Source organism: Methylobacterium nonmethylotrophicum (assembly GCF_004745635.1).
GTDB lineage: Bacteria > Pseudomonadota > Alphaproteobacteria > Rhizobiales > Beijerinckiaceae > Methylobacterium > Methylobacterium nonmethylotrophicum.
The window spans coordinates 76,908-90,316 of the sequence record NZ_SRLB01000002.1; the positions used below are offsets into that span (position 1 = coordinate 76,908).

The window sequence follows — 13,409 nt, forward strand, 5'->3', positions numbered from 1 at the left end:
CATCTCATGAGCCAGGATCTCGGCCTCTGGACGGTGCCGCTCGCGGTGCTCGGCGGCGCCATCCGCGTCTCGACCCCGTTCCTGTTCGTCAGCCTCGGCGAGACCATCACGGAGCGCGCCGGGCGGATCAACCTGGGCCTCGAGGGCACCCTGGTCTTCGGCGCGATGGCGGCCTACGCCACCGCCGTCGTGACCGGCTCGCCCTGGGCCGGCGTCGCGGTGGCGGGCCTCGCCGGCGCGGGCTTCGGCCTCCTGCACGGGGCGATCTGCTCGCTGGCGCGGGTCAACGACGTCGCGGTCGGCATCGCCCTGATGCTGTTCGGCTCCGGCCTCGCATTCTTCCTCGGCAAGCCGTTCATCCAGCCCTCGGCGCCGCCGCTGCCGGCAATCCCGTTCGGATTCTGGTCGGACCTGCCGCAGGTCCAGGCGGCGTTGCGGGTCAACGTGCTCTTCCTCGTCGGCGCCGTGTTGAGCGTCGCGCTGTGGTGGGCATTCCGCAACACCAAGGCGGGCTTGGTGATCCGGGTCGCCGGCGACAGCGCGGAGGCGGCGCGGGCCATGGGCTACGACGTGACCAAGGTGCGGGTGCTGGCCACCATGGCGGGCGGGTTCCTGGCGGGCATCGGCGGCGCCTACCTGTCGCTCTACTATCCGGGCTCGTGGAACGAGGGCATCTCGTCGGGCCAGGGCCTGATGGCGGTGGCGCTGGTGATCTTCGCCCGCTGGAACCCCCTCGCCTGCTTCGGGGCGGCGCTGCTGTTCGGCGGCGCCGGGGCGCTCGGCCCGGCGCTTCAATCGGTCGGCGTCTCCTCGGGCTATTACCTGTTCTACGCCGCCCCCTACGTCCTCACCCTCGCGCTGCTCGTCGCCACCTCCTCGCCCGACCGGGCGCTGGCGGGGGCCCCGGGCGAGCTCGGCCTGTCGCGTTGAGTTTTTGGGGAGTCTCGCATGAACGGCCTTGGCGGATTGAACAAAGCGCCGAACGGCGTCGTCATCGGCCTCGTGCAGCTGCAACTGCCGGTCGTCGCCACCCCGGAGGATCTGGCGGCACAGACCGCCCGCATCGTCGCCATGGTGGGCAAGGCGCGCGCCAACATGGCCGGGATGGACCTCGTGGTCTTCCCCGAATACGCCCTGCACGGCCTCTCGATGGACACCAATCCGGAGATCCTATGCCGCCTCGACGGGCCGGAGGTCGCTGCCTTCAGGCAGGCCTGCCGCGACAACCGGATCTGGGGCTGCTTCTCCATCATGGAGTTCAACCCGAACGGCAACCCTTACAATGTCGGGCTGATCATCGACGACGTGGGCGAGCTGCGGCTCTACTATCGCAAGATGCACCCCTGGGTGCCGGTCGAACCGTGGGAGCCGGGCGACCTCGGCATTCCGGTGATCGACGGGCCGAAGGGGGCCAAGCTCGCTCTCATCATCTGCCACGACGGCATGTTCCCCGAGATGGCGCGGGAATGCGCCTACAAGGGCGCCGAGATCATGCTCCGGACGGCAGGCTACACCGCGCCGATCCGCGAGGCCTGGCGCTTCACCAACCAGTCCAACGCCTTCTGCAACCTGATGGTGACCGCCAACGTCTGCATGAGCGGCTCGGACGGCACCTTCGACTCGATGGGCGAGGGCATGATCGTCAATTTCGACGGCACGATCATCGCCCACGGCACCAGCGGGCGGCCCGACGAGATCATCACCGCCGAGGTGCGGCCCGACCTCGTGCGCGAGGCGCGCCTGCACTGGGGCGTCGAGAACAACATCTACCAGCTCGGCCACCGCGGCTATTCCGCCGTGAAGGGCGGTGCCGGCGATTGCCCCTACACCTACATGCACGACCTCGCCGCCGGCCGCTACCGGCTGCCCTGGGAGGCCGAGGTGCAGGTCACCGACGGCACATCGTGCGGGATCCCGGCCCCGACGCGGATCTACAGCCCGGGGCCGGCACCGGCGGCGCGGGAGGCGGCGGAGTGAGCGCGACCGATCCTTCCGCCCCCGGCACCTTCGTCGCCGCCGAGCCCTATCCCTGGCCCTTCGACGGCAGCCTCTCAGCCCACAACACGGCGCTCGTCATCATCGACATGCAGACCGACTTCTGCGGCAAGGGCGGCTACGTCGATGCCATGGGGTACGACCTGAGCCTGACCCGCGCCCCGATCGGGCCGATCGGCCGGCTGCTGACTGCGGCGCGGGCGAAGGGCTACCACGTCATCCACACGCGGGAGGGCCACCGGCCGGACCTCGCCGACCTGCCGGCGAACAAGCGCTGGCGCTCGCGCCGGATCGGCGCCGGCATCGGCGATCCCGGCCCCTGCGGGCGGGTTCTGGTGCGGGGCGAGCCGGGCTGGGAGATCATCCCGGAACTGGCGCCGCTGCCCGGCGAGCCGGTGATCGACAAGCCCGGCAAGGGCTCGTTCTGCGCCACCGACCTCGAGCTGATCCTCACCCAGCGCGGCATCCGCAACCTGATCCTGACCGGCATCACCACCGATGTCTGCGTGCACACCACGATGCGCGAGGCCAACGACCGCGGCTTCGAATGCGTCATCGTCTCGGACGCCACCGCCGCGACCGACCCCGGCAACCACGCGGCGGCGCTGAAGATGGTGACGATGCAGGGCGGGGTCTTCGGTGCGGTCGCCACCTCGGGGGCGATCCTGGAGGCGATCGGCGCATGAGCACCGCCCGCGAGAGCACCGCCATCGCGGTCGAGACGATCGGCATGACGAAGCGCTTCGGCGCCTTCGCGGCCCTCGACGACGTCTCGATCAAGATCGAGGCCGGCGGCTTCCACGCGCTCCTCGGCGAGAACGGCGCGGGCAAGTCGACCCTGGTCAAGTGCGTGATGGGCTTTTATGCGCCGACGAGCGGCAGCGTGCTGGTCGACGGCCGCGAGGCCGCGATCGCCGGTCCAAAGGCCGCCCAGGCGCAGGGCCTCGGCATGGTCTACCAGCACTTCACCCTGGTGCCCTCGCTGACCGGGGCCGAGAACCTGGTGATCGCCCGGGCCGACGTGCCGCGCGTCATCGACTGGCGGTCTGAGCGCGCGGCGCTCGCCGCCTTCATGGCCGGGATGCCGTTCCGCCTCGACCTCGACCGGCCGGTGGCCGAGCTGTCGGCGGGCGAGAAGCAGAAGCTCGAGATCGTCAAGCAGCTCTACCTCAAGGCGCGGTTCCTGATCCTCGACGAGCCGACCTCGGTGCTCACCCCGGCCGAGGCCGAGGAGGTGCTGGGCCTCCTGCGCGGCATGACCGATGCCGGGGCGCTGACCGTGCTGATGATCAGCCACAAGTTCCGCGAGGTGGAGACCTTCGCCCGCTCCTTCAGCGTGCTGCGGCGCGGGCGGCTCGCCGGCGGCGGCACCGTCGGCGCGGTCTCGCGCGACGACATGGCGGCGATGATGATGGGCGAGCGCCAGGTCCGGACGGTCGCCGCCCGGTCCGGCACGCCGGACCCCGACCGCACCGTGCTGCACCTCACCGGCGTCACCGCCACCGATCCGTCGGGCCTGCGCCACATCGCGATCGAGACCCTGCGCGTCCAGGCCCGGGAGATCGTCGGCATCGCGGGCGTTTCCGGCAACGGCCAGAAGGAGCTCGCCGACGTGCTCGGCGGCCAGATCCGCGCCACCGGGGGCCGGGTCGTGGTGGCGGGCGCGCCCTATGCGGGCACCCGGTCCGAAAGCCGGTCCCGCCGGGTCCGGTTCATCCCCGAGGAGCCCTTGCGCAACGCCTGCGCGCCTCTGATGTCGGTCTCCGAGAATATCGGCTTTCGCGCCTTCGACCGGCGCCGCGACGATCCGGAGGGGCGCCCGGCCCTCTGGCTCGACAAGGGGGGATTGCGCCGGCGCGCCCACGATCTGATCGCCCGGTTCGGGGTGAAGACCGCCTCGGCCGAGGCGCCGATTTCCACCCTCTCGGGCGGCAACGTCCAACGTGCCGTGCTGGCCCGCGAGCTGACCGACCCGGTCGATCTCCTGATCGTGGTCAATCCCTGCTTCGGCCTCGACTTCGCGGCGGTGGCGGACATCCGCTCGCTCATCGTGGCGGCGCGCAACGGCGGCACCGCGGTGCTGCTGATCAGCGAGGATCTCGACGAGATCCTGGAACTGTCCGACCGCATCCTGGTGATGTCGGAGGGCCGCCTCGTCTACGAGACCCCGGCGGCGCAGGCCGAGGTCGGGGTGATCGGCCGGCACATGGCCGGGCATCACTGACCCTTCCCCCGGCCCTGACCACCACGCGCGGGCGCCTACAGCGAGCTGCCGCCGCAGATCACCAGCTGCTGCCCCGTCACCGCCGCGGCCTCCGGCGACAGGAAGTAGGCCACCGCCGCCGCGACCTCCGCGGGCTGGATGAAGCGCCCGAGCGGCGGCCGCTTCGGCGCCACGCCGCTGCGCGAGGGATCGGTCAGCATCGGGGTCTCGGTCGCCGCCGGGGCGACGACGTTGACGGTGATGCCGCGGGGCATCACCTCGGCGGCCCAGGAACGGGCGAGCGCGACGAGCGCCGCCTTCGAGGCCGCGTAGGCGCCCCGTCCCGCCGCCCCGGCGGCGGTGCGGCTGCCGATCAGGACCACCCGGCCCCCCTGGCCCATGCGCGGCACCAGGAGGTCGGCGAGCCGCGTCGCCGCCTCGACGTGGAGCCGCCACATCGTCGCCCCGTCCGTCGGCGCCGCCTCGCCGAGGCGGCCGACCCGCAGGAGCCCGGCGGCGTGGACGAGGGCGGTGACCGCGCGATCACCGACGGCGGGCGCGATGGCGTCGAGGTCGCAGAGGTCGAGGGCGAGGTGGCGGTAGCGCGGATGCGCCACGCTCCCCTGCCCCCGGCTCACCCCGGTCACCCGCCAGCCATCGGCCAGCAGCCGCGCCACGACCGCCGCGCCGATGCCGGAACTCGCCCCGGTGACGAGGGCGTGGCGGGGCTCTGCCTCACTCACCGGCCGACACCCAGGCCTCGCTCACCCGCACGTACTTGATCGCCTGGCGGTGGAACGTGAAGGCGACGTGGATCGCCCCGTCCGGCGTCTGGGTCACGGAGGGGTAGGACAATTCGCGGTTCGAGCGGTCGCGGGAATTGTTGGTCATGCAGTAGCCGTCGCCGATCTCGAGATCGCGCCGGTGCGGCCAGGTCCGGCCGCCGTCGGGCGAGATCGCCAGCGTCAGCGGCGCCCGCGGCGTGCCCCAGAACGCCGTGCGTTTGTCCAAGTCGACCGGGGCCGGTTTCATGTCCGAGGCAGGCGCCTCGTCCTCGATCTCGTCGTAGAGCGAGGCCCGGCGCTCGGTCGCGGCCTCGGCGTTGACGGCGTTGTAGATCAGCGCGACGTGCCCGTTCGCCAGCACGGTCGCCTGGATCGACGAGTTGTTGTTCGGCAAGCCCGTCGCGACCGGGGCCGACCAGGTCTCGCCGTGATCGGTCGAGCGGCTCTCGTGGATCGCGTCCGCCCAGCGGCTGCGGAAGAGCGCGAGCAGCGTGCCGTCGTGAAGCAGGAGCACGTTCATGTGCACGGCGCCGGTGCTGCCCGGCACCGCCACCTCGCGCCAGGTCTTTCCCTGATCCGACGAGATCATCACCGCGCTGGTGTCGTCGTCGCCGACCCACTTGGCGCCCGGCACGCTCGGGCAGTGGAAGATCGGCAGGAGCCAGGTGCCGTTCTCGAGGACCACCGGCGGCTGGCGCACGAAGGTGCCGCACCCGTCGCGGGGCGCGAACAGGGTCTCGATCGGGCCCCAGCTCCGGCCGTGATCGTGCGAGATCCGCCGGCGCACGAAGGCGGTGTCCTGGTTGCCCGAGACCTGCGCGGTCCAGATCAGCCAGAGCGCGCCGGTCGGCGCAGTGAACAGGATCGGGTTCTGCTCCGAACGGGTGGCATCGTCCGAGAGTTTTTGGGCCTGGCTCCAGGTGTCGCCGCCGGCGGGCAGGCGCGCGCCGAAGACCGAGATGTCGGCCATGCCCTCCTGCGTGCCCCCGAACCAGACGCAGGCGAGGTCGCCGTTCGGCAGCGGCAGGATGTTGGCGGCGTGGTTCTGCACGCAGGGGGACGGGATGAAGGCCTCGCGGCGGCCGGGATCGCCGGCGACCGCCCGGACCTCGCCGGTGCGGTCCATCGGCTTCTCGAGGGTGTCGAGCATGGGAAGGCTCCTTCAGGTCAGGCGGTGGTGGCGGGGCGGACGGGCTCGGGCGCCGCCGCGGGCTCGCGTCCCGGCGCGGGCTTGTCCCCCCACCGGAACAGGCGCTCCACCGCCATGACGAGGAGCGGCGCGAGGGCGGCGACGTACATGTTGTCGATGCCGTAAGGGTTGCCGAGCGCGTACCAGGCCGTGGTGGCGAGTGCCGCGCCCAGCAGGCCGAGCGTCGCGCCGCGGTTCGAGCTGAACCAGGGCAGGTAGAAGCCGACCATCGCGACGATCGAGATCGACAAGCGCAAGGCGCGGGTGAAGAACGACAGCTTCAGGATCTCCGGGATGAAGAACACGAAGACCAGCGGCACCACGGCGATGACGAGGGAGAACACCCGCGTCATGCGCAGCTCCCGGGCCGGGTCCGGCTTCCAGTACGGCACGTAGAAGTCGCGCACGACCAGCGACGCGATGGCGAGCGCCACGGTGCTGACGCTGACGAAGATCGAGGCGACCAGCGAGGTGGTGACGACGCCGGCGAGCAGCGGGTGCATGCTCTTCATGAAGATCGGCAGCGCGTAGAGGCTGTTCATGGTCGGGTTGAGCGTCTTCGCGGCAAGCCCGATCAGCGCCAGCACGATGCCGAGGGGAAAGCAGAACGCCGCCGCGTAGAGCGCCGAGGCGCGGGCCGCCGAGGCGCTCTTCGTGGACGAGATCGCCTGGACGATGAACTGGGTCGAGAAGATCGCCCCCACCGTGCCGAAGGTCCAGGCGAAGATCGTCGCCGCCCCGATCTTGCCGTCCCAGGTGAAGTATTCGGGCGGCAGCGCCGCCTGCATCGGGGCGATGCCGCCGGTGGCCGAGAGCGCGACCCACAGGATGATGCCAATGCCCGCCACCTTGATCGCGCTGTGGAGGATCGTCACCCAGGCGACGCCCTTCAGCCCGCCGAACACGTAGTAGAACGTGCTCACCGCCGCGATGATGCACATCGCGGTCGGGATGTTGACGCGCAAAGCCGTCGAGATCGCGGCCGCGCCGCTGACGTAGTTGCCGACATTCACGAGCAGCAGCGCGTAGATCATGATGACCGAGACCGTCATCATGGTCGACTTGCCGTATTTCTGCGCGACGGCGGCCGAGATGGTGTACTCGCCCGAATCGTAGATGCGGCGGACGATGAGCAGCCCGAACAGCAGGAAGCCGATCGAGGCGCCGAGCACCGACCAGGCGGCGGCAATGCCGGAATTGAACGCCTCCTGCGCGGTGCCGACCGTCGACTTGGCGCCGACGAATTCCGACATCAGCAGTACGCCGACGACGAGCGCCGGCATCGAGCGCGACGCGGTCATGAACTGGGCGTTGGTGCGGCTGCGCAGGCGCAAGGTCAGCCAGCCGGTGAACAGGATGTAGGCGACCACCATGACCGCGATGGTCAGGCTCTCGCCCTCGGTGAATTCGTGCATGGGCGTGTCCTCCGGGTGATGGTATTGCGTTGAATCGATGTTGTTGTTGGATCAGGCGATCGGCGGCAGGACGACGGGCCTGTTCGTCGACGTCTCTGCGTCATCCCGGTGCTCGTTGCAGGCGAGAACCCGGGATCCAAAACCGCTGAATGCAGGACGATGCGATACGCATTCCGACTTGTTCGAAGTCGTCAGCGGTGATGGATCCCGGATTTCGCCGCGCGGCCCCGGGATGACGTGGAGGGTTTGACGTCGTTGATTTCTTGCGCCGGTCACGACGGCTTGCACGCCATCGCTCGGCGCGCCGTCATGATGCCTTGGCGAACTCGTCGCCCGCTCCCAGCAGAGCCGCGCGCTCCCCGTCCGAGAGCGCCATCAGCGGCGGACGCAGGCGGTGCCAGTTCGCGTCCCCGGTGCGCGCCGCCGTCAGGGCCTTGAGCGAGGCCATCTGGGGAAAGCGCGAGGCGCGCTCGCGGGCGGCGACCACCCGTCCTTGAGCGGCCTCGACCTCGGCCGCCTTCGCCGGATCGGCGTGGTGGTCGAAGACGAAGCGCAGGTCGCGGGCGCAGAGGTTGGTGGTGGCGGTGATCGCGCCGGCGCCGCCGACTTTAAGCAGCGGCAGCATCAGCGGGTCGGCGCCGGCGAGCACCGAGAATCCCGGGAAGCGCTCGACCAGCGCCGTCATGTGGGCGAGGTCGCCGGACGAATCCTTGATGCCGGTGACGATCCCGGGGAAGCGCGCGCGCAAGGCCGCGATGACGCCGTGCGGGATCGGCACGCCGGAGACCTGCGGGATGTGGTAGAGCACCACCCGCAGGCGGTCGTCGCCGACCCGCTCGATGATCTGCGCATAGGCCGCGATCAGGCCGTCCTCGGACACGCCCTTGTAGTAGAAGGGCGGCAGCATCACGACCGTGGTGACCCCGACCGAGAGGGCGTGGCGGGTGAGCGCCACCGTCTCGGGGAGCGACGCGACGCCGGTGCCGGGCATCAGCTGCGTGGGGGCAACGCCGCCCGCGAGCGCCGCCTCGAGGAGCGCCTTGCGCTCATCCGTCGAGAACGAATTCGCCTCGCCGGTGGTGCCGAGCAAGGCGACGCCGGTGCAGCCCTCCTCGACGAGGTAGCGGCAATGGGCGGCGAAGGCCGGCAGGTTCGGGTTGAGATCCTGGTCGAGTGGCGTGAGGGCGGCGCAGAACACGCCCCGCGGGAAGACTTGCTCGGTCATGGCGGCGCCTTTCAGCCGGCGGCGTGGTAGAGGGAGAGGATCTGCTCTTGGGTGATCTCGCGCGGGTTGTTGTCGAGGAGCCGGCGGATGGCATGGGCCTCCGCCGCCATGGCGGGCAGGTCGCCGGCGGGCACGCCATGGGCGGAGAGGCGCATCGCGATGCCGAGATCGGCGCACCAGCGCGTCGTCGCCTCGACAACCGCCGCCTCGTCGTGGGTCTCGGGGAGGCCGAGCGCCGCCATGACCTGACGGGTCTTCTCCGGGACGGCGGGCGCGTTGAAGGCGAGCGTGTGCGGGAAGATCACCGCGCAGGCGAGCCCATGCGGGATGTGGTGGCGGGTGCCGAGGGGATAGGCGACGGCGTGGCCTGCCGTGGTGTTGACCGGCCCGAGGCAGAAGCCGCCATAGAGCGAGGCGAGCGCGAGCCCCGCCCGGGCCTCACGGTCGCTCCCGTCGCGCACGGCGCGCGGCAGGAAGCGGCCGACGAGGCGGGCGCCTTCCAGCGCGTAGAGGTCGATCAGCGGGTGGGCCTTGCGGCTGGTGAAGGCCTCGACGCAGTGGGCCATGGCGTCGACGCCGGTCGCGGCGGTCACCGCCGCCGGCACCGTCATGGTCAGGTCGGGGTCGATCACCGCGGCGTCGGCCAGCATGTGGCGGCTCTGCACCGCGAGCTTGTTCTGCGTCGCCGGGTCGGTGACCAGCGCCCGGGTGCCGCCCTCGCTGCCGGTGCCGGCGGTGGTCGGCACCTGGATCAGCCCGACGCGGCGGCCCCGCACCTTTTCGGGGCCGACGACCTCGTGCAGGGTCTGGCCGCTGCCCGGCAGCACCGCCACCAGCTTCGCCAGATCCATGGCGCTGCCGCCGCCAAAGCCGACCACGAGGTCCGGGTTGATCTCCTCGGCGAGCGCCAGGGCCCGGTCGAGATTCGGGATGTCGGGTTCCGGCTTCACCTCGCCGAACACCCGCACCTCGCCGGGCAGGTCGAGCAGGTCGACCCGGGCGGCGTTGAAGGCGTCGGCGATCACCAGGATGTTGCGGGCGCTCATCGCCCGGGCGCGGCGGCCGACGGACGCGACGGTGCCGGAGCCGAAGTCGATGTCCGGGCGGACGATCTCGATGGGGGAGTAGAGAGGGTTCACGCGGCGCTCCCCTGGGTGGTGGCGCCGTTGCCGGCGAGTCGCTCGGCGTATTCGATGGCCTCGATCAGGCTGCGCTCGTTGGCGATGCCGCGGCCCGCGATGTCGAAGGCGGTGCCGTGGTCGACCGAGGTGCGGATGATCGGGAGCCCCAGCGTGATGTTGACGCCCGACAAATCGACCCAGCGGCCGGTCTCGGGATCGACCTCGAAGCCCAGCAGCTTGACCGGGATGTGCCCCTGGTCGTGGTACATGGCGACGACCGCGTCGTACTGGCCGGCGCGGAGCTTGACGAAGACCGTGTCGCCCGGGACCGGGCCGACGATGTCGAGGCCGTCCGCCACCTTCTCGGCGATCACCGGCGTGCTGACCTCGATGTCCTCGCGGCCGAACAGCCCGCCCTCGCCCGCATGGGGGTTGAGCGCCGCGATGGCGATGCGCGGCGTGTCGAGGCCGATGCCCTTGAGCGCCGCATGGGTGAGGTCGATGACGAGGCGCAGGCGCTCGGGCGTCAGGCGCTTGGGCACGTCCTGCAGAGCCACGTGGGTGGTCACGTGGCTCACCCGCATGTTGCCGTGGGCGAGCATCATCACCGAGCCGCGCACGCCGGTGAGGTCGGCCAGCATCTCGGTGTGGCCGGCATAGTGGTAGCCGGCGAGGTTCAGCGCCTCCTTGTTCAGCGGCGCCGTGACGATGCCGCCGATCGTGCCGTCGAGCGCCAGGCCCACCGCCCGCTCGATCGCCTTGTAGGCGAAGCGGCCGCCATCGGCGCTGAGCGTGCCCGGCTCGATCGGGGTCCCTTCCGCATCGGCCTGGAGGCAGCAGAGCGCCGGCCAGTCGCCGTCACTGGAGACTTCCGGGATCGCGACGCCGAGGCCGAGCGCGGCTTCGGCGCGCTTCAGGGCCGGGTTGCTGCCGATGACGACGAGCTTCAGGTCGCCGGCGGCCAGGCGATCCTTGAGCCTGTGCGCGGCCTTGACGATGATCTCTGGGCCGATCCCGGCGGGATCGCCCATGGTGATGGCAAGGTGGCGGGTCATGGGCAGGTCCTCTCGGAGATCAGGCCATTGGCGCGCAGGAGGTCGCGCCAGAGGGTGGGCGTGCCGAACGCCCCGGATTTGGACAGTACCGCGGTGCCGTCCCACAGGCCGCCGCGCATGCGCGAGCGGGGCAGGCCCGGGGCGACCTGGCCGGTGACGACAAGGGCCTCGGTGCGGAGCGCCAGGCACAGGGCCTTCAGGGTCTCGCCGCCGGCGACGATCAGGGTGCCGGGGGGCGGCAGGGCGCGGGCGAGGCGCCCGAACGCGGCGGCGATGCGCTCCGCAGCCTCGGACCGGGCGAGCCCTGCGGGCAACGCGAGGCTGACGAGGGCGACGCCGTCGGCGCCGAGCCGGTCCGCGACCCGTGCGGCGTGCTCGCCCTCCGCCAGGACCAGCCGGTGCTCCGGGCAGAGCGCGAGCTGGCCTTCGGTCTCCGGCCGGTCCGAGCCGAACAGGCCGAGGACCGGGCCGCGCAGGGTCGCGTCGATTGGTGCGGGCGCCGTCCGGGCAAGCGCCCCCGCGAGGCCGCCGCTGCCGCACCACAGGACCGGCGCACCGGGGCCGAGCGCCGCGATCCGGTCGAGGTCGGACTCGTCCGCCGCGTCGTAGACGGCGACGCCGTCGATCAGCCCCTCGGACACCTCGGCCCGGCGGGCCGGCACGCCGGCCGCCCGCAGGGCCTCGGCGATGTCGCCCGAGACCGCCTCCCAGCCCTCGCCTGCGCGGGCGAGCTGGCGCCCATCGAGGGTGCGGCGGCCCTGATACGGGAAGGCGGGCGCCACGATCACGTGCCGCCACCCGCCCAGGCACGCGCCGAGCTCCGCCGCCCAGGGGCCGCGCAGCAGGCTGTCCACCTTCTTGAAGGCGATGCCGGCACCCGCCAGCATGGGTGCTGCATCGGACACGATCCGGGCCGCCGCCTCGGCGTCCCGCTCGCGGGTGCCGGTGTCGAGGGCGAGGTTGGACGCGTCGGGCCGCGTCGCGCCCACCCATGCGACCTCGACCGGCCCGACGAGGCCGGTGAAGCCGGCGGCGGTATCGAGGGTGCCGGTGAGGTCGTCGGCGAGGAGGCGCAGGGTCGGCATGGCGATCACGCGCGGCCCGTGGCCAGGGCCGGGGTGGGCTCGCCGCCCGCGTCGTCGTCGCGAGCTTTCAAGGGCGCGATCTCGCCGACGATGAACAGGTAGGCGGCGGCCCCGACCAGGCTGAGGCAGCCCGCCACCGCGAGCGGGATCACGAACGAGCCCTTGGTGAGGCTGACCATCACGCCGGTGAAGGTGGTGAGCGCGATGCCGGCGAGGTTCGAGGCGAAGTTCTGGATGCCGCTGATCGAGGCGACGTGGGCCGGCGTCGGGGCGACGTCCCCCGGCAGGGTCCAGATGTTGGCGCCGGCAAAAGCCAGGCCCGAATAGGAGATGGCGAGCAGCGTCAGCGCCGCGAGGTCGCCCGGCACGAGGGGCGCCAGCGCCACCACCGAGGAGGCCAGCAGCCCGCCGACGAGGCAGGTCTTGCGCGCCCGGGTCAGGCTCCAGCCGCCCTTGTAGAGCCGGTCCGACAGGTAGCCACCGAGCCAGCCGGCGGGGATGGCGACGAGGCCGGGAAGCAGGCCCAGCGTGCCGAGCTTGGCGAGCGAGAAGCCGCGGGACTCGGTGAGGTAGGATGGGAACCAGGTGGTGTAGAAGTAGATGACGAAGTTCAGGCAGAAGAAGCCGATCATCATCCCCCAGATCGTGCGGTGCCGAAACAGCTCGGCGTAGCCGATCTTGCGGGCGCCGGTCGCCACGGCGTAGTCGGCCTCCAGCACCGCCTGCTGCTCAGGGGTGACGGCCGGGTGCCTGGCCGGGTCGCGGTAGACCAGGAACCACACCACCATCCACACGAGGCCGATGGCGCCGGTGACGAGGAAGGCCTCGCGCCAGCCGAAACTGGCGATCAGAAAGGCGACGAGCGGCAGGGTCATGGCCGAGCCGACCCGCGAGCCGCTGGCCCAGATGCCGGTGGCGAGCCCGCGCTCGGAGCGGCGGAACCAGAGCGCCGTGACCTTGGCGTTGACGGGATAGCAGAACGCCTCGCCGATGCCGAGGACGAGCCGGCAGGCGATGAGGGACGCGACCCCGCCCGCGAAGGCGGTGGCGAGCGTCGCCAACGACATGATCAGAGTCGCCACCGTGTAGGTGGCGCGGGAGCCGAAGCGGTCGATCAGCCAGCCGCCCGGCAGCTGCATCAGCACGTAGCTCCAGAAGAAGGCCGACAGGATCAGGCCCATCAGGGCCGGGTCGATGCCGTATTCCTTCTGGATCATCGGCACGGCGACGCCGAGATTGGCCCGGTCGATGTAGTTGATGGCCACCGCCAGGAAGCACATCAGCACGATGAGCCAGCGCTGCCGCGGCAGCGCGATCGGTCCGGTCATGGTCGTTT

General features: G+C 71.4%; 12 protein-coding genes. 4 read left to right on the top strand and 8 right to left on the bottom strand.

The annotated features are described in order from the left end of the window. Positions 1 to 6: 6 nt before the first annotated feature. Genes EU555_RS03105 through EU555_RS03120 form a run of 4 tightly spaced genes read left to right on the top strand, consistent with a single transcriptional unit; the run spans position 7 to position 4,219 of the window. Entirely contained in the window at positions 7 to 930 is a 924-nt protein-coding gene (locus tag EU555_RS03105) for an ABC transporter permease (protein WP_135412992.1), read from the top strand. A gap of 18 nt (positions 931 to 948) precedes the next feature. Next, complete coding sequence (locus EU555_RS03110; RefSeq protein ID WP_135412993.1) at positions 949 to 1,977, top strand: formamidase; 1,029 nt, start codon at positions 949 to 951, stop codon at positions 1,975 to 1,977. Beyond that, entirely contained in the window at positions 1,974 to 2,681 is a 708-nt protein-coding gene (gene biuH / locus EU555_RS03115) for a biuret amidohydrolase (RefSeq protein ID WP_135412994.1), read from the top strand. The genes EU555_RS03110 and biuH overlap by 4 nt, the downstream gene beginning before the upstream one ends. Continuing rightward, positions 2,678 to 4,219, top strand: coding sequence for an ABC transporter ATP-binding protein (locus EU555_RS03120; RefSeq protein WP_135412995.1), 1,542 nt, complete (start codon positions 2,678 to 2,680; stop codon positions 4,217 to 4,219). The genes biuH and EU555_RS03120 overlap by 4 nt, the downstream gene beginning before the upstream one ends. A 35-nt stretch (positions 4,220 to 4,254) precedes the next feature. Here EU555_RS03120 and EU555_RS03125 read toward each other — a convergent pair whose 3' ends face one another. The 8 genes from EU555_RS03125 to EU555_RS03160 form a co-directional block, all read right to left on the bottom strand. Then, the gene (locus EU555_RS03125) at positions 4,255 to 4,941 is read right to left on the bottom strand and encodes an SDR family NAD(P)-dependent oxidoreductase (protein ID WP_135412996.1); all 687 of its coding nucleotides are present in this window, start codon (positions 4,939 to 4,941) and stop codon (positions 4,255 to 4,257) included. Continuing rightward, positions 4,934 to 6,133 (bottom strand): sialidase family protein, encoded by a 1,200-nt coding sequence (locus EU555_RS03130; RefSeq protein ID WP_135412997.1) that lies wholly within the window; start codon positions 6,131 to 6,133, stop codon positions 4,934 to 4,936. Before EU555_RS03130 ends, EU555_RS03125 begins: the two co-directional genes overlap by 8 nt. Positions 6,134 to 6,150: 17 nt before the next feature. Next, positions 6,151 to 7,587: a sodium:solute symporter family protein gene (locus EU555_RS03135; protein WP_135412998.1), complete on the bottom strand. Its 1,437-nt coding sequence runs from the start codon at positions 7,585 to 7,587 to the stop codon at positions 6,151 to 6,153. A gap of 307 nt (positions 7,588 to 7,894) precedes the next feature. Then, positions 7,895 to 8,812: a dihydrodipicolinate synthase family protein gene (locus tag EU555_RS03140; RefSeq protein ID WP_135412999.1), complete on the bottom strand. Its 918-nt coding sequence runs from the start codon at positions 8,810 to 8,812 to the stop codon at positions 7,895 to 7,897. 11 nt (positions 8,813 to 8,823) lie between these two features. Continuing rightward, a complete protein-coding gene (locus EU555_RS03145) occupies positions 8,824 to 9,951 on the bottom strand; it encodes an iron-containing alcohol dehydrogenase (RefSeq protein ID WP_135413000.1) in 1,128 nt (375 codons plus the stop codon). Next, on the bottom strand, positions 9,948 to 10,988 hold the full coding sequence (gene pdxA / locus EU555_RS03150) for a 4-hydroxythreonine-4-phosphate dehydrogenase PdxA (RefSeq protein ID WP_135413001.1): 1,041 nt from the start codon (positions 10,986 to 10,988) through the stop codon (positions 9,948 to 9,950). The genes EU555_RS03145 and pdxA overlap by 4 nt, the downstream gene beginning before the upstream one ends. Then, positions 10,985 to 12,073: a four-carbon acid sugar kinase family protein gene (locus tag EU555_RS03155; protein ID WP_135413002.1), complete on the bottom strand. Its 1,089-nt coding sequence runs from the start codon at positions 12,071 to 12,073 to the stop codon at positions 10,985 to 10,987. The genes pdxA and EU555_RS03155 overlap by 4 nt, the downstream gene beginning before the upstream one ends. A gap of 5 nt (positions 12,074 to 12,078) precedes the next feature. After that, positions 12,079 to 13,401, bottom strand: a complete 1,323-nt coding sequence (locus EU555_RS03160) for an MFS transporter (RefSeq protein ID WP_205820754.1) — start codon at positions 13,399 to 13,401, stop codon at positions 12,079 to 12,081. Positions 13,402 to 13,409 lie beyond the last annotated feature (8 nt).